At 66.5% G+C, this 25841-nt stretch carries 20 protein-coding genes; 11 read left to right on the plus strand and 9 right to left on the minus strand.

Annotated elements, in window-relative coordinates:
* Window position 1 precedes the first annotated feature (1 nt).
* The 3 genes from A9Z05_RS00880 to A9Z05_RS00890 all read right to left on the minus strand — a co-directional run bounded on the left by A9Z05_RS00880 (window position 2) and on the right by A9Z05_RS00890 (window position 5364).
* Window positions 2-1231 (minus strand): efflux RND transporter periplasmic adaptor subunit, encoded by a 1230-nt coding sequence (locus A9Z05_RS00880; RefSeq protein ID WP_069616488.1) that lies wholly within the window; start codon window positions 1229-1231, stop codon window positions 2-4.
* 36 nt (window positions 1232-1267) lie between these two features.
* Entirely contained in the window at window positions 1268-4435 is a 3168-nt protein-coding gene (locus A9Z05_RS00885; RefSeq protein WP_069616489.1) for an efflux RND transporter permease subunit, read from the minus strand.
* Between the two features lie 185 nt (window positions 4436-4620).
* The gene (locus tag A9Z05_RS00890; protein ID WP_069616490.1) at window positions 4621-5364 is read right to left on the minus strand and encodes a Crp/Fnr family transcriptional regulator; all 744 of its coding nucleotides are present in this window, start codon (window positions 5362-5364) and stop codon (window positions 4621-4623) included.
* Between the two features lie 168 nt (window positions 5365-5532).
* On the opposite strand from A9Z05_RS00890, the gene A9Z05_RS00895 reads away from it, so the two are divergent.
* The gene (locus A9Z05_RS00895) at window positions 5533-7185 is read left to right on the plus strand and encodes an acyl-CoA synthetase (RefSeq protein ID WP_069616491.1); all 1653 of its coding nucleotides are present in this window, start codon (window positions 5533-5535) and stop codon (window positions 7183-7185) included.
* A gap of 37 nt (window positions 7186-7222) precedes the next feature.
* Here the strand turns inward: A9Z05_RS00895 and A9Z05_RS00900 are convergent, their stop codons facing one another.
* The gene (locus A9Z05_RS00900; protein ID WP_069616492.1) at window positions 7223-9205 is read right to left on the minus strand and encodes a methyl-accepting chemotaxis protein; all 1983 of its coding nucleotides are present in this window, start codon (window positions 9203-9205) and stop codon (window positions 7223-7225) included.
* A gap of 139 nt (window positions 9206-9344) precedes the next feature.
* Window positions 9345-9776, minus strand: a complete 432-nt coding sequence (locus A9Z05_RS00905) for a YqaA family protein (protein WP_069616595.1) — start codon at window positions 9774-9776, stop codon at window positions 9345-9347.
* A gap of 356 nt (window positions 9777-10132) precedes the next feature.
* On the opposite strand from A9Z05_RS00905, the gene A9Z05_RS33825 reads away from it, so the two are divergent.
* A complete protein-coding gene (locus A9Z05_RS33825; protein WP_176730123.1) occupies window positions 10133-11821 on the plus strand; it encodes a DUF6119 family protein in 1689 nt (562 codons plus the stop codon).
* 92 nt (window positions 11822-11913) lie between these two features.
* Here the strand turns inward: A9Z05_RS33825 and A9Z05_RS00910 are convergent, their stop codons facing one another.
* Window positions 11914-12573 (minus strand): LysE family translocator, encoded by a 660-nt coding sequence (locus tag A9Z05_RS00910; protein ID WP_069616493.1) that lies wholly within the window; start codon window positions 12571-12573, stop codon window positions 11914-11916.
* A 284-nt stretch (window positions 12574-12857) separates the two neighbouring features.
* Here A9Z05_RS00910 and A9Z05_RS00915 point away from each other — a divergent pair, with 284 nt between their 5' ends.
* Window positions 12858-13340 (plus strand): Lrp/AsnC family transcriptional regulator, encoded by a 483-nt coding sequence (locus A9Z05_RS00915; RefSeq protein WP_006479115.1) that lies wholly within the window; start codon window positions 12858-12860, stop codon window positions 13338-13340.
* 798 nt (window positions 13341-14138) lie between these two features.
* Here A9Z05_RS00915 and A9Z05_RS00920 read toward each other — a convergent pair.
* Window positions 14139-15788, minus strand: coding sequence for an IclR family transcriptional regulator (locus A9Z05_RS00920; RefSeq protein WP_069616596.1), 1650 nt, complete (start codon window positions 15786-15788; stop codon window positions 14139-14141).
* A gap of 178 nt (window positions 15789-15966) precedes the next feature.
* On the opposite strand from A9Z05_RS00920, the gene A9Z05_RS00925 reads away from it, so the two are divergent.
* From A9Z05_RS00925 to A9Z05_RS00935, 3 genes are all read left to right on the plus strand, one after another.
* Window positions 15967-16926: an MBL fold metallo-hydrolase gene (locus A9Z05_RS00925; RefSeq protein WP_069616494.1), complete on the plus strand. Its 960-nt coding sequence runs from the start codon at window positions 15967-15969 to the stop codon at window positions 16924-16926.
* A gap of 186 nt (window positions 16927-17112) precedes the next feature.
* On the plus strand, window positions 17113-18465 hold the full coding sequence (locus tag A9Z05_RS00930) for an MFS transporter (RefSeq protein WP_069616495.1): 1353 nt from the start codon (window positions 17113-17115) through the stop codon (window positions 18463-18465).
* 57 nt (window positions 18466-18522) lie between these two features.
* Window positions 18523-19872, plus strand: a complete 1350-nt coding sequence (locus tag A9Z05_RS00935; RefSeq protein ID WP_069616496.1) for an MFS transporter — start codon at window positions 18523-18525, stop codon at window positions 19870-19872.
* Here A9Z05_RS00935 and A9Z05_RS00940 read toward each other — a convergent pair.
* The gene (locus A9Z05_RS00940) at window positions 19869-20669 is read right to left on the minus strand and encodes an SDR family oxidoreductase (protein ID WP_069616497.1); all 801 of its coding nucleotides are present in this window, start codon (window positions 20667-20669) and stop codon (window positions 19869-19871) included. The genes A9Z05_RS00935 and A9Z05_RS00940 overlap by 4 nt on opposite strands.
* 132 nt (window positions 20670-20801) lie before the next feature.
* On the opposite strand from A9Z05_RS00940, the gene A9Z05_RS00945 reads away from it, so the two are divergent.
* Together A9Z05_RS00945 and A9Z05_RS00950 are read left to right on the plus strand one after the other, a co-directional pair.
* On the plus strand, window positions 20802-21761 hold the full coding sequence (locus A9Z05_RS00945) for a GlxA family transcriptional regulator (RefSeq protein WP_069616498.1): 960 nt from the start codon (window positions 20802-20804) through the stop codon (window positions 21759-21761).
* 73 nt (window positions 21762-21834) lie between these two features.
* Window positions 21835-22983 carry an epoxide hydrolase family protein gene (locus A9Z05_RS00950; RefSeq protein WP_069616499.1) on the plus strand — a complete coding sequence of 383 codons (1149 nt, stop codon included), beginning with the start codon at window positions 21835-21837 and terminating at the stop codon, window positions 22981-22983.
* A gap of 106 nt (window positions 22984-23089) precedes the next feature.
* On the opposite strand, the gene A9Z05_RS00955 is transcribed toward A9Z05_RS00950, so the two are convergent.
* Window positions 23090-23581 (minus strand): 2,4'-dihydroxyacetophenone dioxygenase family protein, encoded by a 492-nt coding sequence (locus A9Z05_RS00955; protein WP_069616500.1) that lies wholly within the window; start codon window positions 23579-23581, stop codon window positions 23090-23092.
* A 150-nt stretch (window positions 23582-23731) separates the two neighbouring features.
* Between A9Z05_RS00955 and A9Z05_RS00960 the strand changes: the two genes are divergently transcribed.
* Genes A9Z05_RS00960 through A9Z05_RS00970 form a run of 3 tightly spaced genes read left to right on the plus strand, consistent with a single transcriptional unit; the run spans window position 23732 to window position 25831 of the window.
* Window positions 23732-24220 carry a MarR family winged helix-turn-helix transcriptional regulator gene (locus A9Z05_RS00960; protein WP_371090545.1) on the plus strand — a complete coding sequence of 163 codons (489 nt, stop codon included), beginning with the start codon at window positions 23732-23734 and terminating at the stop codon, window positions 24218-24220.
* A 37-nt stretch (window positions 24221-24257) separates the two neighbouring features.
* Window positions 24258-24593: a hypothetical protein gene (locus A9Z05_RS00965; RefSeq protein WP_069616501.1), complete on the plus strand. Its 336-nt coding sequence runs from the start codon at window positions 24258-24260 to the stop codon at window positions 24591-24593.
* Complete coding sequence (locus A9Z05_RS00970) at window positions 24590-25831, plus strand: MFS transporter (protein ID WP_069616502.1); 1242 nt, start codon at window positions 24590-24592, stop codon at window positions 25829-25831. Before A9Z05_RS00965 ends, A9Z05_RS00970 begins: the two co-directional genes overlap by 4 nt.
* Window positions 25832-25841 lie beyond the last annotated feature (10 nt).

The raw sequence follows: 25841 nt of genomic DNA on the forward strand, positions 1-25841 counted from the left end.
CTCACGACTTCGCTCCCGCGACGGCCGAGGCCGGCTGCGCCGCCGGCGCCTGCTCGACGACCGCGTCGCCGGTCGCGAGCGCGTCGCTCGGGTTCGCGACGAGGCGATCGTTCGGCGTGATCGGCCCGTCCACTTCGAGCGTCTGCCCGATCGTGCGCACGACCGTCACCTGTTTCAGCCGGACCTTGCCGTTCGCATCGACGGTCGCGACCGTCGGGCCTTCGGCGCGGAACAGCAGCGTATTGGCCGGCACCTGCAGGCGGCCGACCGGCGTCATCGGCAGCGTCGCCTGCACGTATGCGCCGGGCAGCAGCCGCCCGTCCGGGTTCGGCAGCGTGATCTCGATCTGCAGCGAGCGCGTCGCGACGTCGATTGCCTGCGACGTGCGCGTGATCGTCCCGTCGAAGGTCCGCCCCGGCAGCTCGGCCTGCGCAACGCTCACGTGCTGGCCGACCTTCACCTGCTGCGCATACGCCTGCGGCACCTGCACGTACAGGCGCAGCCGGTCGGCCTGCACGACCGTGAACAGCGCGCGGCCGGCGTTGCCCGAATTGACGAGATCGCCGACGTCGACGTTGCGCTGCGTGACGATCCCGTCGATCGGCGCGACGATCCGCTGGAAACCCTTCAGCTCGGTGAGGCGGCGCATGTTCGCGTCGGCCGCGGCGAGGTTCGCGGCGCCCTGGCTGAACGCGCCTTGGCGGTCGTCGAGTTCCTGCTGCGACACGGCATCGCGCTGGCGCAACTGCTGCGCGCGGTCGAACGACGTCTTCGCGAGCGCGAGCGCCGCTTGCGCCTGCTGGCGCTGCGCGGTGGCCTGCGCGAGTTCCTGGTTCAGCTCGGGCGTGTCGAGTTCGGCGAGCGTTTGCCCCTGCTTCACGTGCGCGCCGATGTCGGCCTGCCAGCGCAGCACGTAGCCGCTGGCGCGCGCATAGATCGGTGCCTCGACGAAGCCGCGCAGCGTGCCCGGCAGCGTCAGCTTGCCGCCGGTGGCCGCGTCGACCGGATGCACGACGGTTACGTACTGGCGCGTGTTCTGCTCGGCGACCGCGTCGAGGTGGTGCCGGTTCAGCACGTTGACGACGATGGTGCGCGCGGCGCCCGCAACGAGCAGCACGCCGATCACGATCGCGACGATCCGCCCGCGTCGCGACACCGACGCGCGCGCCGGCAGGTGCATGCCGTGTTCGTCCACCTGGATGCCGACGGCGCTGTGATGTTTCTCTTCCATGAATTCAACCAATTCAACCGGGTAGTGGGGCGAAAGTCAGTGACCGGCCTGGCGCGCGCGCCGCCGGGCCAGCCGCGCATGCACGCCGCCGAACACGAGCGGCACGAACAGCAACGTCGAAACGGTCGCGAACAGCAGCCCGCCGATCACCGCGCGGCCGAGCGGCGCGTTCTGCTCGGCGCCTTCGCCGAGACCGAGCGCCATCGGCACCATCCCGATGATCATCGCGAGCGCCGTCATCAGCACCGGGCGGATCCGTGTCGCGCCGGCTTCGAGCGCGGCCGTGAGCGGCGGCGCGCCGGCCGCGAGGCGTTGCCGCGCGAACGAGACGACGAGAATGCTGTTCGCGGTCGCGACGCCGACCGTCATGATCGCGCCCGTCAGCGCGGGCACGCTCAGGTGCGTGCCGGTGATGAACAGCATCCACGCGATGCCGGCGAGCGCGGCCGGCATCGCGCTGATGATGATCAGCGGATCGAGCCACGACTGGAAATTGACGACGATCAGCAGGTAGACGAGCACGATCGCCATCGCGACGCCCGCGCCGAGGCCGACATACGACGTGCGCATCGTCTCGATCTGTCCGCGCATCGTGAGGTCGGTGCCGCGCGGCAGCGTCGCGCGCGCGTCGGCCACGATGCGGTCGATCTCGCCCGCGACCGCGCCGAGATCGCGGCCCTCGACGCTCACGTACACGTCGATCGCCGGGCGGATGTTGTAGTGCGTGATCACGGCCGGGTTCACGGTGCTGCGCACCTGCACCAGGTTGCCAAGCAGTTGCAGCGGCATGCCCGTGCGGCCGCTGGCGGAGATCGGCGTGCCGAGCAGGTCGTCGACCGACGACAGGTTGTATTGCGGGGTCTGGATCTGCAGCGGGTATTGCACGCCGGTGCGCGGGTTGATCCAGAACGACGGCGTCGTCTGCGAACTCCCCGACAGCGAGATCAGCATGTTCTGCGCGACGTTCTGCGCGGAGAGATTGAGCTGCTGCATGCGCGTACGGTCCATGTCGGCCAGCAGGGTCGGTTCGTCGTTACGTTGCAGCACGTGCACGTCGACGGCGCCGGGGATTTGCCTGATCTTTTTCATCAGGCTGCTCGCAATCGTCATGTTACTCGCGAGATCGTTGCCGAGCACCTGCACGTCGATCGCGGCCGGCTGCCCGAAGTTGAGGATCTGCGTGATGATGTCCGACGGCTGGAAGAAGAACTCGACGCCCGGGAAGCGCTGCGGCAGCAGCGTGCGCAGCGTCTCTACGTAATGCGCGGTCGCGCGATGGCCGGGCTTCAGCGCGATCAGCAGCTCGCCGTCGAGCGTGCCGATCGTGCCGGCGTTGCTGTACGACAGGTTGATGCCGCTCACCGGCAAGCCGAGGTTGTCGACGATCGCGCCGAGCTCGTCGGGCGGCACGGTTTCGCGGATCACGCGCTCGACCTGGTCGGCGAGCCGCGCGGTTTCCTCGATCCGGTAGCCGGTCGGCGCACGCACGTGCAGCCGGAGGTTGCCGGAATCGGCGTTCGGGAAGAAGTCGCGGCCGAGCGCGAACACGAGGCCCGTCGACAGCACGCAGAAGGCGAGGAAGCACAGCGCGTAGAAGCGGCGGCGCACGAGCAGGATGCTGAGCAGCACGATGTACCACGCGCGCAGCCGTTCGAACGCGTGGTTGAACGCGTGATGGATGCGCGCGAAGCGCGACGTCGAAGCGGCGGGGCCGGTGCTCGCCTGCTGCGGGCGGAACAGCAGCATCGCGAGCGTCGGCACGAGCGTGCGCGACAGCACGTACGACGCGAGCATCGCGAACACGACGGCTTCCGCGAGCGGCACGAACAGGAAGCGCGCGACGCCCGTCAGGAAGAACATCGGCACGAACACGATGCAGATGCACAGCGTCGACACGAGCGCGGGCACCGCGATCTCGCCGGCGCCTTCGAGAATCGCTTCGTGCAGGTCGGTACCGAGGTGCAAGTGCCGCTCGATGTTCTCGATCGTGACGGTCGCATCGTCGACGAGAATGCCGACCGCGAGCGCGAGCCCGCCGAGTGTCATGATGTTGATGGTCTCGCCGAGCGCGGAGAGCGCGATCAGCGACGTGAAGATCGACAGCGGGATCGAGATCGCGATGATCAGCGTGCTGCGCCAGTTGCCGAGGAACAGCAGGATCATCATCGCGGTCAGCACGGCGGCGATCAGCGCCTCGTGGATCACGCCCTGGACGGCCGCGTTCACGAACACCGACTGGTCGAACAGCGGCGTGATCGTGAGCCCTTCGGGCAGCGTCGGGATCACCTTCGGCAGCAGCGCCTTCAGGTCCGACACGACCTTGAGCGTCGACGCGTCGCCGCTTTTCAGGATCGAGATCAGCACGCCGCGCTGGCCGTTCTGGCGCACGACGTTGGTCTGCGGCGCGAAGCCGTCGCGCACCGCCGCGACCTCGCGCAGGTAGGTCGTCGCGCCGTTGATCGTCTGGACCGGCAGGTCGCTGATGTCGGCGACCGTATCGGCCGACGCGTTCGTGTCGATCCGGTATTCGGTCTGGCCCATCTTCGCGGTGCCGGTGGGCAGCACGAGGTTCTGCGCGTTGACCGCGTTGACGATGTCGGCCGGCGTGAGCCCCTTCGCTTGCAGCGCCCGCGGATCGAGGTCGATCGCGACCACGCGCGTACGACCGCCGTACGGAAACGGAATCTGCACGCCCGGCACCGTGATCAGCTGCGGGCGCAGGAAGTTGAGCGCGATGTCGGCGAGCGACTGTTCGCTGAGCGTCTTGCTCGACAGCCCGAGCTGGATCACCGGAATGCTCGACGCGGAATAGGTGATCACGAGCGGCGGCGTCGCGCCCTGCGGCATCTGCCGCACGATCGCCTGCGCGGACGACACCGTCTGCGCGATCGCCGTCTGCACGTTCGCGCCCGGTTGCAGGAACACCTTCACGACCGCGATGCCGGGCAGCGACGTCGATTCGACGTGCTGGATGTTGTTGACGGTCGTCGTCAGGATCCGTTCATGGACGGACGTGATGCGGTTGGTCATCTCCGTCGCGGAGAAGCCGCTGTAATTCCAGATCACGCTGATCACGGGGATGTTGATCGCGGGCAGCACGTCGACCGGTGTGCGCATCAGCGCAAGCGGGGTGGCCAGCACGATCATGATGGCCATCACGATGAACGTGTAGGGGCGCCTGAGCGCGAGATTGACGATCCACATGGAGGCAGCGGGGCAGGCGGTGATCGGGCGGCGGTGAAGGGAACCCGAATGATAGGCGTCGGCCCGCAACGGGTTACTGTCGCGAAACTGGCGGAATCGTCAGGTTGGGGCGCGCCGGCCGTCGGCCGATTCCGCAGACGGAATGCGCGGGCGAGATGGCGACGGTTTCGCGCATCGGGCGGCGCTCACAGCTGCTCCATGCCGAAGCGCGCGAGCGCGTCGAGCTCGACGACCTCGATCTGGTTGTACGCGAGCCGCAGCGCGCCGAGCTTCTCGAGCTGCTGCAGCGCCTGGTTGATCCGCTGGCGCGACACGCCGACGAGCATCCCCAGTTCCTCCTGCGAGATCGACAGCGACGGGCCGGTATCCGGATACAGCGCGGGGTTGAAGAGCTGCGCGAGCGCCTGCGCGACGCGCGCGTCGACGTCGAGCAGCCGGCTGTTCTGGATCGACGCGATGAATTCGCCCATCCGGTTGTTCAGCTGATGAATCACGAAGCGCGTGAACGGCAGGCTCGTGTCGAGCAGCGCATGGAACGTGTCGACCGGCACGAACAGCACGGTCGAGCGCTGGATCGCGACGACCTCGTACTTGCGCAGCTCGCGCTTGATCACGCTGCCTTCGCCGAACCAGCCGCCCGACGGCACGCCGGAAAACGTGCAGCCGCGTCCGGACACGTTGAAGATCGCGAGCTTCAGCAGCCCTTGATGGACGCCGATCCAGTATTCGGACGGCGCGAGCCGGTGCGCGATCACGTCGCCGGCGTCGCACTGTTCGACGTGCGATTGGGCGAGCACGAGCGCCTGGTGTTCGGGCGCCAGCGTGCGGAACCACGCGCACTGGCCGAACAGCGTCGCGAGCGGCGGCACCGGGCCCGGTTCGGGGAGCGTGTCGGCCGGCTGGGCGGCCGCGTCGGGATGGTCGTGCATGGGTGCGGGTTTGCGAGGATAGGGATAACGCGCAGCGCTCGAGCGGCACTCTGTCGTTTCGATGACAGACGGCTCACAATAGCGCCCGTTAGGCTGTCGGCAATTGAACCACATCAAGACGATCCGGGGTGCACGCATCCCGGTGGACAGAACACGGGAGACAGGATCATGACGCAGATGTTCGAGGCCGGGCTCGGCCGCCGCGATGCCAATTACGTACCGCTCACCCCGATCGATTTCCTGATCCGCGCGGCCGAAGTCTACGGCGAGCGCCTCGCGATCGTGCACGGCGACGTGCGGCGCACGTGGGGCGAGACCTGCACGCGCGCGAAGCAGCTGGCGAGCGCGCTCGCGCAGGCCGGCGTCGGCCGCGGCGACACGGTCGCGGTACTGCTGCCGAACATCCCGGCGATGGTCGAGGCGCACTTCGGCGTGCCGATGGCCGGCGCCGTGCTGAACACGATCAACACGCGGCTCGACGTGTCGTCGGTGCTGTTCATGCTGCGTCACGGCGAGGCGAAGGTGCTGATCGTCGACACCGAATACGCGGAGGTCGCGCATCGCGCGGCGCTCGAGGTGCCGGGCCTGAAGATCGTCAGCGTGGCCGACGCGATGCCGGCCGACCCCGACCGTTTCGCGGACGCGACCGACTACGAGACATTCGTGGCCGGCGGCGACCCCGACTACGCATGGACGCCGCCCGCCGACGAATGGGAGGCGATCGCGCTGAACTACACGTCGGGCACGACCGGCGACCCGAAGGGCGTCGTCTACCATCATCGCGGCGCGTATCTCGCGGCGATCAGCAACATCCTCGAATGGGACATGCCGAAGCACGCGGTGTATCTGTGGACGCTGCCGATGTTCCACTGCAACGGCTGGTGTTTCCCGTGGGCCGTCGCGGCGCGCGGGGGCGTGAACGTGTGCCTGCGCAAGTTCGACGCGAAGACCGTGTTCGACCTGATCCGCCGCGAGCGCGTCACGCATTACTGCGGCGCGCCGATCGTGCAGAGCGCGATCGCGAACGCGCCGGCCGAGTTGCGCGCGGGGATCGACCATACGGTGCACGCGATGGTCGCGGGCGCGGCGCCCGCGCCGGCCGTGATCGCGAAGATGAAGGAGATCGGCTTCGACCTGCTGCACGTGTACGGGCTGACCGAGGTCTACGGCCCGGCGACCGTCTGCGCGAAGCAGGCGCACTGGGAAACCGCGTCCGACGAGGAACGCGCGCGGCTCAATGCGCGCCAGGGCGTGCGCTACCACCTCGAAGCGGGCGCGACGGTGCTCGATCCCGACACGATGACGCAGGTGCCGGCCGACGGCGAGACGCTCGGCGAGATCATGTTCCGCGGCAACATCTGCATGAAGGGCTACCTGAAGAATCCGAAGGCGACCGACGAAGCGTTCCACGGCGGCTGGTTCCATACGGGCGATCTCGCGGTGCTGATGCCGGACGGCTATATCCGGATCAAGGATCGCAAGAAGGACATCATCATCTCCGGCGGCGAGAACATCTCGAGCATCGAGGTCGAGGACGCGCTGTACCGGCATCCGGCGGTGGCGGTCGCGGCCGTCGTCGCGATGCCCGACCCGAAGTGGGGCGAGGTGCCGTGCGCGTTCGTCGAGCTGCGCGAAGGCGCGAGCGCGACCGAGGCGGAGATCGTCGCGCACTGCCGGCAACTGCTCGCGGGCTTCAAGGTGCCGAAGGTCGTGCGCTTCGGCGAGCTGCCGAAGACGTCGACCGGCAAGATCCAGAAGTTCCAGTTGCGCCATGCGGTCGGCTCGGACAAGGCGATCGACCTGGCGGGCGACAAGAAGTAAGCGAGCCGCCCGGCCCAGGTTGATCATCGGTCGTGCGTCACGCGCTGCGTTCGAGCCGGAACACGCTGACGGCGTCCGACAGCTGAGCGGCCTGGTCGCGCAACGCGACGGCCGCGCGCTCGGCATCGGAGATCAGCGTCGCATTCTGCTGCGTCGCTTCGCCGATCTGCGTGACGGCCAGGTTCACCTGCTCGATCCCGGTCGATTGTTCGCGCGACGCGGCGCTGATCTCGCCGATCAGCGTGCGGACCTGGTCGACCCGCGCGACGATGTCGCGCATCGTGCCGCGTGCGGCGTCCGCGATCCGGTAACCCTGTTCGACGGTCGTCGACGATTCGGCGCTCAGCGCGTCGATCTCCTTGACCGCGGCCGCGCTGCGCTGCGCCAGCGCGCGCACCTCGGCCGCGACCACCGCGAAGCCCTTGCCGTGCTCGCCGGCGCGGGCGGCCTCGACCGCCGCGTTCAGCGCGAGGATGTTGGTCTGGAACGCGATGCCTTCGATCGCACCCGTGATCTCGGCGATCCGACGCGTCGCGCGGCCGATGTCGTCCATCGTCGCGACCACGCGCTGCACCGCGGCGTCGCCGTTCGTCGCGGCGGCCGATGCGTCCGCGACCAGCGCGTTGGCTTGTGCCGCATGCTCGGCGCTCTGCTGCACGGCGGCGGTGATCTGTTCCATGCTCGCGGCCGTCTGTTCGACGCTGCTCGCCTGCGTCGCGATCCGCGCGGCGATGTCGCCGCTGCCGGCCGCGATGCCGACCGTGCCGTGCGCGATGTCGGCCGCGCTGTTGCGCACCTGCGCGACGATGCGCGCAAGGCCGTCGCCGATTCCGTCGACCGCCTGCACGAGACGGCCGATCTCGTCGTTGCCCGCGCGGTCGGGCACGTTCGCGCCGTCGCGGATCCGCACGCTGAGATCGCCCGCCGCATAGCGCTCCGACGCGCGGGCGGCGGCTTCCAGCGGCCGGCTCACGACGCGACGCACGACGATTACGAACAGCGTCGCGAACGCCGCGACGAGCACGGCGCCGATCATCAGGAAGCGGTTGCGGGTGGCGCGCATCGTGGCGAGCAGTTCGTCGTCGAGCGCGATGCCGCCGACGAGCCATTGCCACTGCGGAATCGTCGTGAAGGACACGACTTTCGCGGTCGGCCCGCGGTCGTGCGCGGCCGGGTCGGTCGACGTGTACGCGAGCCGGCCTTGGGCCGTCGCGAGCATCTGCGCGTAGGGCGCGCGTGTGTTGTCGGCCGGCTGGCCCGCCGCGTCGGGATGCACGACGAAGGTGCCGCGCGACGGGCCTTGCGACGCATCGAGCACGAAGTAGTAGCCGTTGTCGCCGATCTTCAGCGAGCGGATGCCGTCTTGGACGAGCTTGAGCTCGGCGCCGATGTCGAGGCCGACGAACAGCGCGCCGATCACGCGGCCGGTCGCGTCGGTCACCGGCTTGTACTGCGTGATGTACGTTCGGCCGAACAGCTTCGCGAGGCCCGTATAGCTGCGCCCCGCGACCAGCGGCGCATACGCGGGGCCCGCCCGGTCGAGCTTCGTGCCGACGGCGCGCGCGCCGTCCTGCTTCTTCAGCGACGTCGTGATGCGCACGAAATCGTCGCCGTCGCGCGCGAAGATCGTCGCGATCGCACCGCTTTTCTTCAGGAACTGATCGGGAATCGAGTAATCGAGGTCGAGCGGCTGGCCGCCCGCGAAGAGGGTCGGCGCGGCGACGCCGCCGATATCGACGGTGCGTGCCGGGTCGAGCGAGAAATCGGCCGGCAGGAAGCTCGCGAACAGCGACATCGAGCGGTTGGCTTCGGCGGTCAGCGCCTTGTCGAACAGGTCGACCATCGCGCGAATCGACTGCTCCCTGTCGTCGATCCGCAGATGCGCTTCTTCGGCGAGCTGCTGGCCGGCGAAATGGGCGAGCGTCCATGCGAACACGGTAAACAGCAGGGCGACGAGCGTGCACGCGAGCGCGGCCAGACGCGCGCCGACGCTCACCCGGCCCAATTGGGTCAGTCTCATGGAACATCCTGAGTGGGAGTGAGAGGGGGCGGAACGCACGCGTCACCGCTCGTGGACCCGTTAATACGGCAACTTTCGCGAAATCTTTAGCGGCTGTCGCGAATCGCGAACCGGCAGGCGGGCGAAGGGAAAGCGGAGGTCAGTGGGTGACGAGCCACGCGACGGCCAGATAGCGGCCGACCTTGGCGATCGTCACGATGACGAGAAAGGTCGGCAGCGGTTCGCGCAGCACGCCGGCGATCATCGTCAGCGGATCGCCGATCACCGGCGCCCAGCTCAGCAGCAGCGACCAGCGGCCGTAGCGCGCATACCAGCCCTCGGCGCGCGCCAGCGCCGACGGCCTGACCGGAAACCAGCGGCGCTCGCGAAAGTGCTCGATGCCGCGTCCGAGCGCCCAGTTGATCGCCGAGCCGGCGACATTGCCGACGCTCGCGACGAGCACCAGCGCCCACACGGGTTCGCGGCCGGCGAGCAGCAGGCCGGCGAGCACGGCCTCGGACTGGAGCGGAAACAGGGTCGCGGCGACCATCGACACGGCGAACAGGCCGCCGTAAGTGAGCAATTCGGGCATCGCGCGATTGTACTGGCCCACTCTAGGCTATTCACGTAAGCAGAGTAGGTAGCCGACTCGTCCTTGGCAGTTCCAAGGGCTCGCCAGAGGGAAAAGGCGCGTTCACGCGTGAAGGTACCTTCGAACTGACCACGAACAGAATCCGGGCGACTCTCTTTAACGGAGTTGAGCGAAGTTAAATCGCACTGGCGCCTAGTATCCTCTCGTTGCAAGGAGCGACGGGCAATTCGGTTCAAGAAATCACAGCTCGATCCGTCCGATTTCGATTTGCCTTTTTTGACATAGAATGGAGTTTCATCTCAATGTCCTGATTTCGGTTCGGATGATGAGAGTCACATAAAATTTTGGATTGTAAAATGAAAAAGAAGAGCGAAGAGACCAGTAAGTTAAGTGGGCGATCCAGTACCCTTTCGATTCGTTTAATGAACAAAGGGGCTTCTGTCAAAGATGGCTTGCGCTCGGGGCACACAATGATTGAGCGAGAAAGCGAGGGTGGATATCTGTACACGGCGCAGTCCGAAGATGCCCCGCCAAGCTGGGTCAAAATTGTCCGCGAATTTTCTATAGAAGATCTCCCGGATTTGACCAATCGTCACTGCTCGGCGGTCCTGTTTTTGGAGGTTACCCCCTCTGATCTGCGAATGAGTAAACGATTTTTTGCGATAACATTTGGTAGTGGTCATCTTTTCCTTAATCCGGATTCTTACGTTAAAAATTTCGGATTGCGTGTGACGCTCAATGCGGTGGCTCGAAGTGATTTGCGCAATGTGGATGTCGCTCAATTGGATACTACTCTTATTCAGAAGAGAATTCAGGCAAGTAGAAAATCTGATCTGCGCGACTTTGGTATCGATGAGCAGAGTGACTTGTTGAGGCTGGCTGGCGGAGCCCCTACTGATAGAGAGTTTGCTCGCGCGCTAGTTGGGAAGGATGCTTTGTCTCTCACGGCAAAAATAGATCCTGCTAAGATTGCCGAGAAGTGTAGGGAGGCATTTGATTTATATTGTGAAAAGCATTACGAGAGAGATTTTAAATTTATTGATTATATCGTTCCGGAAAATCGCCAAAGTGTTGTAAAGGTTCTCGATAAGAAGGTTTTTGATTCATTAAAGTCGATGGTTGATGGAAGGTCGTCAAGTCTTCATATTGCGATTCCCGAGATGATTAACCCAGAGGATGCATTTGAAATTGGATATTATGGGAGTGGACTTAGATCAGGGAGCAAGGCGACATATCCGGATGTTGAAATTGAAGACTATGTTTCGGAGCTTCGATCTGGACGTATGGCGGATATCGCTGATATGTCAGAATTGAAGGCTAGTCACGAAATTCGTGTAATTGTCAATGGGGAGGGGGATAAGCGTCAGCGTCAGCGGTTATATGACTGCTTTATATTTGAAGCAAAATATGGGGGTGCAACTTATGTACTCTTTGCTGGATCATGGTATCGAATTGATAGCGGGTATTATGCACGAGTTGTTTTGAATTTTGAAAAATATTTATCAAAAAAACCATTTGTAAAATCAACAAATTCAGTTAATGAAAGGGATTTTATTGGTGAATTGAATGCCCGTAAGGAGTTGTTGAATTTGGATCAGGTTAAATTGTCTCCATTAAATGCATCTGGCGCAAATCTTGAGCCTTGTGATTTTTTTTCTAAAAGCAGACAATTTATTCATTTGAAAGATGGGCATGATTCTGCTCCAATTAGTCATCTTTGGAATCAAGGCTTGGTATCGGCTGAGTGTTTGGTTAGTGATGGTGAGTTTCGTCAGCAATTAAGAGATAATGTGCAGATTCGCCAAATCAAGTACGGTCGAGCTGGATTTGTGAAGCTCTTGCCCAGAAAAGGGGATCAGCCCGTGACTGCTAGTTATTCCGTTGTTTATGGAATTATGCGAACTGCATATGTATCAAAAAAGGCGAGGTCAAAGGGATTGGATTTGCCATTTTTTAGCAAAGTAAGCTTTCAGCCGATCGCGGAGCGCATAGGAAGGATGGGGTTTAAGGTTGAAGTGCATTTGATTGAGAAAAAAAGAAAGTAAGTATGTGTTTTGATAAAATTTTCTTAAGAATATCGGTTTATCTGGGCGAAGCGGTTTCGGTTGACATGTTGATCAGAGAATTTGTGTTTTCTTCAGTTCCAGCCGACCATGATCGCGCCCATCCCGACGAGCAGCCCGCCCGTCACGCGGTTCATCGCACGCATCCGCGCGGGCCGCTGCAACGCGCGGCTCAGCCGGTGCGAGAACAGCGCCATCGATGCGACGCCGCCCGCGAACAGCAGGGCGAACGTCGCGGCGAGCAGCAGATATTGAAGGTTCAGGCTCCAGTCGGCAGTCGGGCTGATGAACTGTGGAAAGAACGACGGAAAGAACAGCAGCGTCTTCGGATTCAGACCGGAAGTCGCGACGCCGCGCCAGAACAATGCGCGCCGGGTGTCGGTGTCCGGCGCGGCGCTTGCCGCGGTGTCGGTGCCGGTATCGGCCGGCGCCGCGGCTGCGCCGGCCGGCGCGCGGCTCAGCCATTGCTTGCCGCCGAGCCAGACGAGATACGCGGCGCCGGCCCAGCGCAGCACGGTCAGCGCGTGTTCGTCGAGGTGGACCAGCGAGTTCAGGCACAGCGCGGTCAATGCGAGTTGCAGCAGCACGGCGAGCGTGCCGCCCCAGACGCACGGCAGCGCACGGCGCCAGCCGGTGCGCAGCGCCTGGTTCATCGTGAGCAGGTTGACGGGGCCGGGTGCGTAGATGAGGACGACGGAAGCAGCGAGGAACGACAGATAAAGCTTGAACGACATGACGGACGGGCAGGAACGAGGAAGCAGGCACCGGCCCCGCACGCGGTCGGATAGGCGTGCGGGCGGCGGGGAATCGCATGCCTGCCGGCCGGCCCCGCAACTCGTGATTGCGGTCGTGCGTCCCGCTGCGACGGGTGATCGCGGGGAGCGTGCCGGGCAGCAGGCATGAAGAAAATGTATCAAGCAGGCCGGTTAAAAGGCTTCCTGTTTTCCAGCAAAACGGATCTGAAACCGGAATGTCGTTCAGATAGAATCACGTTTTTCAGTAGAAGATTCTTCTCATCATGGCTACCCGCGAACGCACGCCGAAAACGCTCGACAATCAGGACCGCAAGATCCTCGGCGCATTGCAGAAAAATGCGCGTCTGTCGAACGCCGAACTGGCCGAACAGATCGGCATGTCGACCACCGCCTGCTGGAACCGCACGCGGCAACTCGAACTCGACGGGTACATCGACGGCTATGTCGCGCTGGTCAACCAGCGCAAGCTCGGCTATGCGGATATCGTGATTCTCGAAGTCACGCTCGATCGCCATGAAGACGACGCGCTGGCGCGCTTCGGCGCCGAACTGGCGGCGCTGCCCGAGGTGCTCGAGGCGTATCTGGTGTCGGGCGAGTACGACTACTGGATCAAGGTCGCGGTGGACGGCACGGCCGGCTACGAGCGCTTCCTGCGCGAAAAGCTGTACCGGATCTCGAGTATTCGCCACAGCCGCTCGATGTTCGCGCTGCGATGCATGAAGGACGTGCCTTCGATTCAGGTGTAACGCAAGGGAAATGCGAGCGCGACCGGCGTTGAAACGAAACGGCGGTGCATGCGACGAGGCGCCGACGCGGACGTGACCGGCGAACGGCCGAAAGGAAAGGCTCACCGGGGGGGCTGCCCGCAGAGCCACAAAAACGGATGAATCTTCCGTCCGGGATGGCCGGTGTTAATCGCCCGTCGGAGGAGAATGGCTTCTCACCGAGGCAACCGGCTTGCAGCAAGTGATCCGCGCCGATACGTACGCATCCGCGCCGGCATCGGCCTGAAACACGGCCGCGATACGATCTTGAAACGCTCGCCACGCGCCGAGCGCATTCGGCCGGGCCCGGCCTCTTGCTATCCGACCGGCGCACCCGTCGCGTGCCCGGCGCAACAGCCGCTCGCGGCGCGCGTCAGCGCCGGCGCATCAGGCGACCGGCGATTCGCTCAGCGCGGCAGGCGCGCGTGTGCTTCAGCGATGACTTCGCAGTTCTCGAGGTGCAGTGCCCAGGCTTCTGCCAGCAGCTCGCCAACACGTGCGAGCCAGCCAGTGGATTGGGTGGAACGATCGGAGACATTAGACGTTTGCATGACGAAGCCCCATATAGGTGGCGAGTTAGGGATAACCCTAATCATAGCGAAACGGCCCCGCTTTGTGAAATGCGATTTCGTTATATGAGAATTACTGACAATTGATGTTGCTGCCGCGCAACATGAATATTGGCTGTCCGCGCTCGTCGGGCACGCGTGACGAGGCAGCCCGCGCGGCCTCGCGGGCAGACAGAAAGGGAGTCGAAGGTACGTGGGGAGAAGGGTGTGGCTACCGGCCGATCCACCCGAAGCGCCAGGACAGTCGCCGCGTCGCGGCGCGCAGCGCTAGCGCCAGTTCGCTCTCCGGCTCGCGCGGGAAGCCGCGCGACGAACCGATGATCGCGATCACGAGGCGGATGCTGCCGGTGTGATCGAACACCGGCGCGGCGATCGTCCCGATGCCCGGCACCGGCGCGTCGAACGCGAAATCGAGTTCGTCCGCGCGAATCGCCGCGAGCCGCGCGCGGAAGGCCGCGTCGTCCGGCACGGCAGGCGCGCCAGCGAGGCGCACGGGCTCGTTGGCCAGCAGGTCGGCCAGCACGTCGTCGGACATGCCGGACGCGAAAATCCGCCCGATCGCCGTATTGACGAGCGACATCACGGTGCCGACCTGCAGGCTCACGTGCTGCGGCCGCGCCGATTCTTCCAGTCGGATCACGGTCGGCCCGAGCGGCCCGAGCGTCGCGGCGGCCACGCTCATGTCGGTCGCGCCGGCGAGCGCGACGATCTCGGCTTCTGCGTCGCGCGTCGGCGACACGCGCTGCATCGCAATCAGGCCGAGCGCCTGCGCGAGCGGGCCGCCGTCGAAGCAACCGGCTTCGTCGCGGCTCAGCAGGCCGATCTTCTGCAGGCTGACCAGATGCGGAAACGCCTTCGCCGCAGGCATGCCGGCCGCCGTCGCGAGATCGCGCAGCGGCAGCGCGCGGCCCGTCGACACCAGCGCGAGCAGCAGGTCGCCGGTGCTGTCGAGCGCATTGATCCCGCGCTGCGCCTTCGCGTCGTCGGCCAGCGCCGGCGGTACGCGCGCGGGACCCGACGCCGGTGCGGGCGCCGGTTCCGCACGCACCGCGCCGAGCGACGCGGTGGCCTGCCGCGCCGCGTCGCGCAACGCCGCGGCGATCGGGCCGTTCCAGTCGACATCGATCGAGCCCGTCGACCCGATGACCGTCAACGCGAGCTGCAGGCGCCCGTGCGCATCGAGGACGGGCACGCACATCCCGCTGACGCCCGGGCTCGGCCGGTCGATGCTGCGTTCGATGCCGCGCGCGCGGATCGCGTCGAAGTCGACGTGTTGCGCGTCGGGGTCCGGCGCGCGTGACGCGCGTTCGGCGCCGGCGAGCGTCTCGCCCGCGCCGGCCTGGCTGGCCGCCATCGCGTTGATTTGCGCGGCGTCGCCGAACGCGCGGAACACCCGGCCGGTCGCCGTGGTGTCGAGCGACATCACCGAACCGACGTGCAGGTTCACGTGCAGCGGATAGCCGCCGTGCTCGATGCGCACGATCGTCGGGCCGAGCACGCCCGGCACCGACAGCGCGACGCTCAGGCCGACCGTTTCCGCCAGCCGCGCCGCATGCGGCAGCGTCGCGCGGTAGGCCGGCTGGCGCTCGATCGACATCAGCCCGAGCCGCAGCGACAGCGGGCCCGGCTCGTAGTCGCCGGTGATCGCATCGCGCTTCACCAGCGCGAGCCGCGTCAGGCTCACGAGATAGGTGTGCGCCTGCGCGGTGGAGAGGTCCGCCGCCGCGGCCAGCTCCGACAGCCCGAGCGGCTTGCGCCGGCGCGCGAACGCGTCGAGCAGCCGGCCGCCGACCTCGACACTCTGGATGCCGCGTTGCGCCTTGGGCGGCGCGTCGTCCGCGCTGACTTCGTGGTTCTGCACGCGATGATTCTTCCGTTTGACGAAACCCCGCATGGTATCCGACGCCGTTTTCAGCGCCAGCCCGGAGGTTTACCCGTATTAGACAATAACAAGCGTATTTGCCATTGACAAATATTGGGCGCAAGCAGATGATCGGCCCATTCCCCTCAACACATGGCTCGCAGCCACGGAACGCACAATGGCCAAAGCATTCGCCTCCCAAGCCGATCTGGAAGAGAAGAAAGTCACCTGGACGAAGCTGTCCGAGAACGCGTACGCATACACAGCCGAAGGCGACCCGAACTCGGGCGTGATCATCGGCGACGACAGCGTGCTGATCGTCGACACGACCGCGACGCCCGCGATGGCGCAGGACCTGATCGCGAAGATCCGCAGCGTGACCGACAAGCCGATCAAGCACGTCGTGCTGTCGCACTACCATGCGGTGCGCGTGCTCGGCGCGTCCGCGTACTTCGACGAAGGCGCGCAGCACGTGATCGCGAGCCGCGGCACGTACGAGATGATCGTCGAGCGCGGCGAGGCGGACATGAAGTCGGAGATCGAGCGCTTCCCGCGCCTGTTCGCCGGCGTCGAGACGGTGCCGGGCCTGACCTGGCCGACGCTCGTGTTCGAGCGCGAGATCACGCTGTTCCTCGGCAAGCTCGAAGTGAAGATCATGCACGTCGGCTCGGGCCACACGAAGGGCGACACGATCGTGTGGCTGCCGTCGCAGAAGGTGCTGTTCTCGGGCGACCTCGTCGAATACGACGCGGCCTGCTATTGCGGCGACGCGCAGCTCGAACAGTGGCCGGCCACGCTCGAGGCGCTGCGCGCGCTTGGCGCCGAGAAGCTCGTGCCGGGCCGCGGCCCCGCGCTGCTGAATCCGGCCGACGTGAACAAGGGCCTCGACTACACGAAGGATTTCGTCACGACGCTGCTCGCGCAGGGCCGCAAGGCCGTCGAGCGCAATCTCGACCTGAAGGCGGCGATGGCGCTCACGCGCGAGGCGATGGACCCGAAGTTCGGCCACGTGTTCATCTACGAGCACTGTTTGCCGTTCGACGTGTCGCGCGCGTTCGACGAAGCGAGCGGCATCGCGCATCCGCGCATCTGGACCGCGCAGCGCGACAAGGACATGTGGGCCGCGCTGCAGGAGTGAATGGCACGCGGTAGCGGGGCGGCGTTCGCATGATCGTCCCGCCGTTTCACTGAGGGTTGCGGCATCCGCGGCGGCATCGCGCCGCGGCGCCGGCAGCCGTATCCGGTCTCACAAGAAAGCAGGGCGCACGCACGCCCTCGGAGACTGCCGCGCGCTCGATATCGCGCGGCCCGTTTGGAGAGAGACATGCCCCAATCGCTTCCCGCCGAAGCGACGCTCGCGCACGCGAGCGCTTCGGCGCCGACTTCCGCATCCGCATCCGGCGATGCGCTGCTGTTCCGCAAGATCGCGTGGCGGATCGTTCCGTTCCTGTTCCTCTGCTACGTCGTGTCGTTTCTCGACCGCATCAACATCGGCTTCGCGCAGTTGCAGATGAAGCACGATCTCGGCTTCAGCGATGCGATGTACGGCCTCGGCGCCGCGGTGTTCTACGTCGGCTACGTGTTCTGCGAAGTGCCGAGCAACATGCTGCTCGCGCGGTTCGGCGCGCGCCGCACGTTCACGCGGATCATGCTGCTGTGGGGCCTCGCGTCGACCGGGATGATGTTCGTGTCGCAGCCGTCGCATTTCTACGTGCTGCGCTTCCTGCTCGGCGTGTTCGAGGCCGGCTTCTTCCCCGGCATCGTGCTGTACCTGACCTACTGGTTCCCCGCGAACCGGCGTGCGGCCGCGATCTCCGTGTTCTTCGCGGGCGTCGCGGTGGCCGGCGTGCTCGGCGGGCTGCTGTCCGGCTGGATCATGCGCGACATGAGCGGCGTGCTCGGGCTGCACGGCTGGCAGTGGATGTTCGCGATCGAAGGTGCGCCGGCGATCCTGCTCGCATTCGCCGCGTTCACGCTCCTCGTCGACCGGCCGCGGGACGCGACGTGGCTCACGGCCGACGAAAAGGCGCGCGTCGCCGCGCTGTGCGCCGAAGGCCGCACACACGGCAATGCACACGACGGGCGCAGCGTGCTGGCCGCGCTCGCGAATCCGCGCGTGTACCTGTTCGCGTTCATCTATTTCTCGCTGACCTGCGCATCGCTGACGCTCAACTTCTGGATGCCGCTGATGATCCGCGACTTCGGCGTGACCGACGTCGTGGCCGTGAGCCTCTACACGGTCGTGCCGAACGCGGTGGGCGCGGTGGGGCTGGTGCTGATCGCGCGCCGCTCGGACCGCACCGGCGAGCGCCGCAAGCACTTCGCGTGCTGCACGATCGGCGGCGGCCTCGCGCTCGCGGCCCTGACGCTGCACCTGCACAGCTTCGCGGCGATGCTCGCGTGCCTGTCGATCGCGGCGACGCTGATCTTCGCCGCGCTGCCGATCTTCTGGGCCGTGCCGACCCGCTACCTGTCCGGCAACGCGGCCGCGGCCGGGATCGCGTTGATCAGCAGCATCGGGATCACAAGCGGCATCGTCAGCCCGTGGGTGATCGGGATGATCCGCACGCGCACGGGCAGCATGGATCTCGCCGTGTATCTGCTGGCCGCGCTGCTGGTCGCGAGCGGCGTGGCGCTGATGGTCGGCGTGAAGGGCGAATCCGCTCGGCGCGGCTGAACGTCGGCGTCGCGTTTCCCGTCCGGCCCGTATTCGCATCCATCGAGGAGACGATCGATGTCCATCCCCCTGCAAGCGGACGCCGCGCACGCGGCCGCGTCCGGTTCCGCCGCGTCCGGCAACGACGCGCTGTACCGCCGCATCGGCATCCGGATCGTGCCGTTCCTGTTCGTCTGTTACATCGTGTCGATTCTCGATCGCAGCAACATCGGCTTCGCGCAGTTGCAGATGCGGCAGGATCTCGGGCTGACCGACGCGATGTACAGCCTCGGCGCGGTGCTGTTCTTCGTCGGCTACGTGCTGTTCGAGGTGCCGAGCAACGCGCTGCTGCGCCGCTTCGGCGCACGCCGCACGTTCGCGCGGATCATGGTCCTGTGGGGGGCGGTGTCGGTCGCGATGATCACCGTCGACAGCGCGAAGCAGTTCTACGTGCTGCGGTTCCTGCTCGGGCTGTTCGAGGCCGGCTTCTTCCCCGGGGTGGTGTTCTATCTGACGTACTGGTATCCGGCGCGCCGGCGCGCATCGGTGCTGTCGATCTTCTATGCGGGTGTCGCGGTGGCCGGGATGGTCGGCGGGCTGCTGTCGGGCTGGCTGATGCGCGGGATGGCCGGCGTGCTCGGGCTGCACGGCTGGCAATGGATGTTCGCGATCGAGGGCGCGCCCGCGGTCCTGCTCGGCGCGATCGCATGGTTCTGGCTGTGCGACCGCCCCGAACACGCGCGCTGGCTGTCCGACGACGACCGGCAGCGGCTCGCGGCCGACCTCGCCGCCGATCGCGCCGATGCGCCCGCGCACGCGGCTGCTTCGCTGCGGCAGGTGCTGGCCGAGCCGCGCACCTATCTGTTCGCGTTCATCTATTTCTCGCTGACGACTGCGCTGCTGATGCTGCTGTTCTGGATGCCGCTGATGATTCGCGAATTCGGCATTCACGACGTCGTGCACATCAGCCTGCTGTCGATCGTGCCGAACGCGATCGGCGCGGCCGGCCTGATCGCGATCGCGCGGCGCTCCGACCGCAAGCGCGAACGGCGCCGGCATTTCGCCGCATGCGCGTTCGGCGGTGCGCTGGCGCTCGCGTTGCTGACGCTGCACCTGCCGAGCATCGTCGCGATGATGGCGTTGCTGTCGATCGCGGCGATGCTGATTTTCGCCGCGCATCCGGTGTTCTGGGCCGTGCCGTCCGCGTATTTCGCGGGGGCCGGCGCGGCGGGCGGGATCGCGCTGATCAGCAGCATCGGCGTGTCGAGCGGAATGATCACGCCGTGGATCGTCGGCGTGATCCGCACGCGCACGGGAAGCATGGATTCGGCGATGCTGATGATCGCCGGTTTGCTGGCCGCGTGCGCGGTCGCGATGCTGCTGGGCGTGCGCGCCGCACCGCGCGGCGCGGGCCCCGCCGGCAGCTAGCGCGCCGCGGTGTAGCGCGGGGCCGGCGTATCGGCCGACAGGTGCGGCGCCATCGTGCGGCGCGCGGCCTCGTACGCGTCCCATTCGTCGCCCGCGTGCAGCGACGGGATCGTCACGAGCTCGCCGCGATCGAACCCGACCAGCGCCGCATCGACCATGTCCGGCGCCGTCATCACGATTTCCTTCGGCAGATGCTCGAGCGGCAGGCCGCCCGTCTGCCAGAAATCGGTGGCCGTCGCGCCGGGCAGCACGGCCTGCACCTGCACGCCCTTGTCGGCGAGCTCGTGATGCAGCGACTGGCTGAACGCGAGCACGAACGCCTTGCTGCCGCCGTACACGCCATTCAGCGTTTCCGGCGAGATCGCGACGATCGACGAAATGTTGATCACCGCGCCGCGGCCGCGCGCGACGAAGCCGGGCACGGCCGCATAGGTCAGCCGCGTGAGCGCGGTCACGTTCAGGTCGATCATCCGCGTCATCGCGTCGACGTCGCTGTCGAGCAGCGGCGCATGCGTGCCGATGCCCGCGTTGTTCACGAGCAGCGTGATGCTCGCGTCCTGCTTCAGCTTCGCTTCGACGGCGGCGAGCGCCGCGCGGTCGTTGAGGTCCGCGTCGACGATCTCGACGCCGCGCTGCGTGTCGTTCGTGATGCGGTCGGCGAGGGCGCTCAGCCGGTCGCGGCTGCGCGCGACCAGGATCAGGTCGTAGCCGCGGCGCGCGAGGCGGTCCGCGTAGACGGCGCCGATGCCCGACGACGCGCCGGTAATGACAGCGGTACCGCGATGTGCTTGCGTCATGATGTACTCCGTTTCGATGAGGATGGCCGGATGGCGTGAAGGCATTCTGGCCTCGAAGCGCGGCGACACAAATGACGTAGATGGGTATGATTTCGGACATCGGGCCATTGGGCACGAAACCGGAGAACGCAGATGCACCGAATCGGCTTTCTGATCAGCGACGGCTTTCAGATCATGGCGCTCGCCGCGCAGTCGGTGTTCGAGTACGCGAACATGGGGATGGACGCGCCGTTCTACGCGATGGACAGCTATTCGGTCGACGGCGGCGACGTGCGCTCGTCGCTCGGGCTGCCGGTCGCCACGCGCGCGCTGCGCGGGCGGATCGGCGTCGATACGTGGATCGTCGCGGGCGTCAACGATCCGCTCGCCTCGCCGGCACCGGCCGGTGTCGTTGCTTACCTGCGCCGCGCGAACGGGCAGGCGCGGCGGATCGCCGGCATCTGCACGGGCGCGTTCGTGCTGGCCGAGGCCGGGCTGCTCGCGCAGCGCCGCGCGACCACGCACTGGGCGTTCGGCCGCGACATGCAGCGGCACTACCCGGAGATTCGCGTCGAGGACGACCGGATCTTCATCGTCGACGGTCCGATCTGGACGTCGGCCGGGATGACGGCCGGCCTCGATCTCGCGCTCGCGATGGTGGAAAAGGACCTCGGCGCCGACGCCGCGCGGTCGGTCGCGCACAAGCTGGTGATGCATCAGCGCCGCGCCGGCGGCCAGTCGCAGCATTCGGAAATGCTCGAGCTTGCGCCGAAATCCGACCGGATCCAGAACGCGCTCGACTACGCGCGCCGGAATCTCGGCCGCGCGCTGACCGTCGAGGAGTTGGCCGAGGCCGTGCACCTGAGCCCGCGCCAGTTCAGCCGCGTGTTTACGCTCGAAACCGGGCAGTCGCCGGCGAAGGCGATCGAGCGGCTGCGGCTCGAATCGGCGCGGCTGATGATCGAACAGAGCCGCCATCCGCTCGACGTGATCGCGAAGGAGAATGGTTTTCGCGACCGCCGGCACATGCGCGACGCGTTCGTGCGCGGGTTCGGCGTGCCGCCGCAGGCGCTGCGGCGCGATGCGCGGGCGGGCCAGCGGGAAACGGGCTGACGCGCGGCCGCACGCCTGCGCGGGTCGGGAAAATCGCGCAGAATCTCGTCGATATGTTTCGCGAGGAAACACGATGCATGCCGAACCGTTCGACGTTGCGATACCCGACCAGGCACTTGACGACCTGCGTCGACGCCTGCGCGACACCCGCCCGCCGAACCTGACGCCCGCCGAGCCGTGGCAGCAGGGCGTCGACGGCACGTGGCTGCGTGAGCTGGCCGCGTACTGGGCCGACGGGTTCGACTGGCGTGCGGCGGAACGCGCGCTGAACCGGCTGCCGCAGTTCGTCGCGGACGTCGGCGGCCGGCGCGTGCATTTCGTGCATCGGCGAGGCACGGGGCCGAAACCCTATCCACTCGTCGTCACGCACGGCTGGCCCGGTTCCGCGTTCGAATTCCATGCGCTGATCGATCGCCTGTGCGATCCGGCCGCGTTCGGCGGCGATCCGGACGACGCATTCGACATCGTCGCGCCGTCGCTGCCCGGCTTCCTGTTTTCTCCGGCACCCGCGGCACCCGGCACGTCGGCGCTGCAGGTCGCCGACTGCTGGGCGGAATTGATGGCCGGGCTCGGCTATCGACGCTTCGGTGCGCAGGGCGGCGACCTGGGCGCGGGCGTGTCGGTCGCGCTCGGCGCGCGGCACGAGGGCGTGGTCGACGGCGTCCATCTGAACTATCTGCCCGGCAGCTACGAACCGCCGATCGACGCCGCGCGGCCGCTGACCGACGACGAGCAGGCATTCCTGAAGCAGCGTGGCGATTGGGCGGCGCTGGAAGGCGGGTACGCGTATGTCCACATGACGAAGCCTCGGACGCTGGCCGTCGCGCTCAACGATTCGCCGCTCGGGCTGGCGGCGTGGATCGCCGAGAAATTCCGTGCGTGGAGCGATTGCGACGGCGACGTCGCGCGGCGGTTTTCGCACGACACGCTGCTGACCGGCATCTCGCTCTACTGGTTCACCGGCTGCATTGGCTCGTCGATGCAGATGTATTGGGAAAACCGGCTGCAGCCGATGCGCTTCGCGGCCGGACAACGCATGGCGGTGCCTGTCGCGTTCGCGCGCTTTCCGAAGGAGATCAGCCGTCCGCCGCGCAGCTGGCTCGAACGCGTATTCGACGTGGCGCAGTGGACCGACATGCCCAGCGGCGGCCATTTCGCGGCGATGGAAGAGCCGGATTTGCTCGCCGACGATATTCGGCGGTTTTTCAGGCGTTTTCGATAACGAGCGGGGCGGCCAGCGACGCGTGCGAAGTACGCCGGTGGCCATCCTGGCGACCGGGCGCGGCCGCATCGCGGGGATCGCGCCGCGCCGACGCCCGTCTCGAGTCTTACCGCGTCACGAACGCCGTGGCCGCCTCCGGCGCCGTACGCGCATGCTTGCGCTGGCGCAGCAGCGCGACGCGGCAGTTCTCGCGCGCCGTTTCGCGGCCGTCGTCGTCGAGCAGCACGAGGTCGCCGCGCATCACGTTCAGCGTGATCACGTCCTCGCCCGGCACGCCGAGCGTTTCCGGCGTATGCACGGAGCCGGCCGGTTCGAGCACCGTCGAACCGGCGTGCGCGACCCAGTCGTATTCGCGGTAGCGCCACGCACCCTGCAGCGTATGGACGAACACCTCGCCGTCGTGACGGTGGCGCGGCAGCGTGCCGCCTGCCGGCATCTTGAGCAGCGCGGTCAGCGTGTCCTCGGCCGCGTTGATGTGCAGGTACTTGATCGCGAGCCCCGGCAGGTCGGCGCTCATCGGCAGCCACGGCAGCGCGTCCCCGGGCAGGCACGAGATCGGCGGCAGGTCGGTGGAGGGCGGGGCGGACGGCTGCGTCATGGCGGAAGTCGGGGCGGAAACGGGAAGCCCGCATTATCGCAGAGGCGAATCGCGCGGCCGAACGGGGTGCGGCGTCGCGCCGAAAGCGTGCGCGGCAGGCCGATTCTTGCGCGACGGAATATACAGCTAAACTGTACAGTTTAACTGTCGATGTGCTATCTTGAATTCATGAACTCGCCATCGCCTCCCGCCGACACGCTCCCACTGGCCGGTCTCGCCGGCGAACTTCGCATCTCGGTCGGCAAGCTGATGCGGCGGATGCGGGAGCAGACCCATCCGAACGACCTCACGTCGTCGCAGAAATCGGTGCTGCTGCGGCTCGATCGCGACGGCCCGGCGACCGTATCGGCGCTTGCACGGGCCGAAAGCGTGCGCCCGCAGTCGATGCGCGTGACGGTCGCGACGCTGGAGGCGCTCGGCGCGGTCGCCGGCGCGCCCGATCCGACCGATGGCCGGCAGACGCTGATCGCGCTCACGCCCGGTTTCCGCAAGGTGTTGCAAGCGAACCGCGCGGCCAAGGACGACTGGCTGTTCCGTGCGCTGCACGCGCAATTGTCGGCGGCGGAACAGGCGGAGCTCGCGGCGGCCGTGAAGCTGCTGCAGCGGCTCGCCGAATTCCGGGACCCGGCGCGTCCGTAAACCGTATCGACCCGCTCGCCGAAAGGATGGCCCGCTCATGAACTACCTGCATCTCGTGTCGTACTTCTTCGGCGGCGCGTGTCTCGCGAACGCCGTGCCGCATCTCGTCAGCGGGCTGCGCGGCGAGCCGTTCCAGACGCCGTTCGCGCATCCGCCCGGGCGCGGGCTGTCGTCGTCCACCGTGAACGTGGTGTGGGGCGTCGTGAACCTCGTCATTGCTTATGCGCTCGTGCGCCGAGTCGGCGATTTCGACCTGAAGATCACCGCCGACGCGGCGGCGTTCGGGCTCGGCATCCTCGTGCTCGGCCTGTTCCTCGCGCGGCATTTCGGCGAACTGCACGGCGGCAACGCGCCCGGCCGGGTGCGGCGATGAGCGTGCCGGCCGCGGGCGTATTTCGCTCGCTTCGCAGCTTCAACTATCGCGTGTGGGCGATCGGCTCGCTGGTGTCGAACATCGGCACATGGATCCAGCGCACCGCGCAGGACTGGCTCGTCCTCACGCAGCTCACGCATCACGACGCATCGGCGGTCGGCACGGTGATGGCGCTGCAGTTCGGCCCGCAATTGCTGCTGTTGCCGTGGACCGGCTATGCGGCCGACCGCTTCGACCAGCGCAAGCTGCTGATGGCCACGCAGGCGCTGATGGGTGCGCTGGCGCTCGTGCTCGGCGTGCTGACGGTCACCGGCGCCGTGCGGCTCGAGCACGTGTATGTGTTCGCGTTCCTGTTCGGCTGCGCGTCGGCGTTCGACGCGCCGGTGCGGCAGACCTTCGTCGCGGAACTCGTCGGCGACCGCGAGCTCGCGAACGCGGTCGCGCTCAATTCGACGTCGTTCAACGCCGCGCGGATGGTCGGCCCGGCGGCGGCCGGCTTCCTGATCGCATCGGTCGGCACCGGCTGGGCGTTTCTCGCGAACGGGCTTAGCTTCTTCGCGGTGCTGGCGTCGCTGTCGCGGCTTCGGGAAGACGAATTGCGCACGAACGTACGGGCAGGCCGCTCGCGCGGCAGCCTGCTCGACGGATTCCGCTACGTATGGCGCCGCCCGGACCTGACGGCGATCCTCGTGATGCTGTTCCTGATCGGCACGTTCGGGCTCAATTTCCAGTTGTTCATTTCAACGATGGCCGCCAGCGTGTTTCACGTCGATGCGCGCGGGTTCGGCTTCCTGTCGTCGATGATGGCGGTCGGCACGATCTCGGGCGCGCTGCTCGCCGCGCGCCGCGAGCAACCGCGGTTTCGCCATCTGTGGATCGGCGCGACGCTGTTCGGGCTCGGCTGCGCGTTGGCCGCGCTGGCGCCCGGCTACTGGTCGTTCGCCGCCGCGCTGGTGCTGACCGGGATCGCCGCGATCACCTTTATGAACTCCACCAACAGCCTGATGCAGCTCTCCACCGAGCCGGCGATGCGCGGCCGCGTGATGGCGCTGCGCCTCGCGGTTGCATTGGGCGGCACGCCGATCGGCGCGCCGGTGGCGGGCTGGGTCGCGAACCACCTCGGCCCGCGCTGGGCGCTCGGCGTCGGCGCGGTGTCCGGCTTTGCCGCGGCGCTCGTCGCGACCCATTTCGTCACGCGCAAGCGTGCGCAGCCGCGCGCGGCCGACGACGGGGGCTGAACGAAGCGGG

This window comes from Burkholderia sp. A2 (assembly GCF_001729305.1).
Taxonomy (GTDB): Bacteria; Pseudomonadota; Gammaproteobacteria; order Burkholderiales; family Burkholderiaceae; genus Burkholderia; species Burkholderia sola.

What these genes read in the sequence shown, in the direction of transcription:
- A9Z05_RS00945 (WP_069616498.1), top strand. Translation starts at nt 20,802, where the DNA reads ATGCACCGAATCGGCTTTCTGATCAGCGACGGCTTTCAGATCATGGCG.
- A9Z05_RS33825 (WP_176730123.1), top strand. Translation starts at nt 10,133, where the DNA reads ATGAAAAAGAAGAGCGAAGAGACCAGTAAGTTAAGTGGGCGATCCAGT.
- A9Z05_RS00970 (WP_069616502.1), top strand. Translation starts at nt 24,590, where the DNA reads ATGAGCGTGCCGGCCGCGGGCGTATTTCGCTCGCTTCGCAGCTTCAAC.
- A9Z05_RS00880 (WP_069616488.1), bottom strand. Translation starts at nt 1,231, where the DNA reads ATGGAAGAGAAACATCACAGCGCCGTCGGCATCCAGGTGGACGAACAC.
- A9Z05_RS00905 (WP_069616595.1), bottom strand. Translation starts at nt 9,776, where the DNA reads ATGCCCGAATTGCTCACTTACGGCGGCCTGTTCGCCGTGTCGATGGTC.
- A9Z05_RS00910 (WP_069616493.1), bottom strand. Translation starts at nt 12,573, where the DNA reads ATGTCGTTCAAGCTTTATCTGTCGTTCCTCGCTGCTTCCGTCGTCCTC.
- A9Z05_RS00900 (WP_069616492.1), bottom strand. Translation starts at nt 9,205, where the DNA reads ATGAGACTGACCCAATTGGGCCGGGTGAGCGTCGGCGCGCGTCTGGCC.
- A9Z05_RS00925 (WP_069616494.1), top strand. Translation starts at nt 15,967, where the DNA reads ATGGCCAAAGCATTCGCCTCCCAAGCCGATCTGGAAGAGAAGAAAGTC.
- A9Z05_RS00915 (WP_006479115.1), top strand. Translation starts at nt 12,858, where the DNA reads ATGGCTACCCGCGAACGCACGCCGAAAACGCTCGACAATCAGGACCGC.
- A9Z05_RS00955 (WP_069616500.1), bottom strand. Translation starts at nt 23,581, where the DNA reads ATGACGCAGCCGTCCGCCCCGCCCTCCACCGACCTGCCGCCGATCTCG.
- A9Z05_RS00935 (WP_069616496.1), top strand. Translation starts at nt 18,523, where the DNA reads ATGTCCATCCCCCTGCAAGCGGACGCCGCGCACGCGGCCGCGTCCGGT.
- A9Z05_RS00885 (WP_069616489.1), bottom strand. Translation starts at nt 4,435, where the DNA reads ATGTGGATCGTCAATCTCGCGCTCAGGCGCCCCTACACGTTCATCGTG.
- A9Z05_RS00890 (WP_069616490.1), bottom strand. Translation starts at nt 5,364, where the DNA reads ATGCACGACCATCCCGACGCGGCCGCCCAGCCGGCCGACACGCTCCCC.
- A9Z05_RS00895 (WP_069616491.1), top strand. Translation starts at nt 5,533, where the DNA reads ATGACGCAGATGTTCGAGGCCGGGCTCGGCCGCCGCGATGCCAATTAC.
- A9Z05_RS00950 (WP_069616499.1), top strand. Translation starts at nt 21,835, where the DNA reads ATGCATGCCGAACCGTTCGACGTTGCGATACCCGACCAGGCACTTGAC.
- A9Z05_RS00940 (WP_069616497.1), bottom strand. Translation starts at nt 20,669, where the DNA reads ATGACGCAAGCACATCGCGGTACCGCTGTCATTACCGGCGCGTCGTCG.
- A9Z05_RS00930 (WP_069616495.1), top strand. Translation starts at nt 17,113, where the DNA reads ATGCCCCAATCGCTTCCCGCCGAAGCGACGCTCGCGCACGCGAGCGCT.
- A9Z05_RS00960 (WP_371090545.1), top strand. Translation starts at nt 23,732, where the DNA reads ATGTGCTATCTTGAATTCATGAACTCGCCATCGCCTCCCGCCGACACG.
- A9Z05_RS00965 (WP_069616501.1), top strand. Translation starts at nt 24,258, where the DNA reads ATGAACTACCTGCATCTCGTGTCGTACTTCTTCGGCGGCGCGTGTCTC.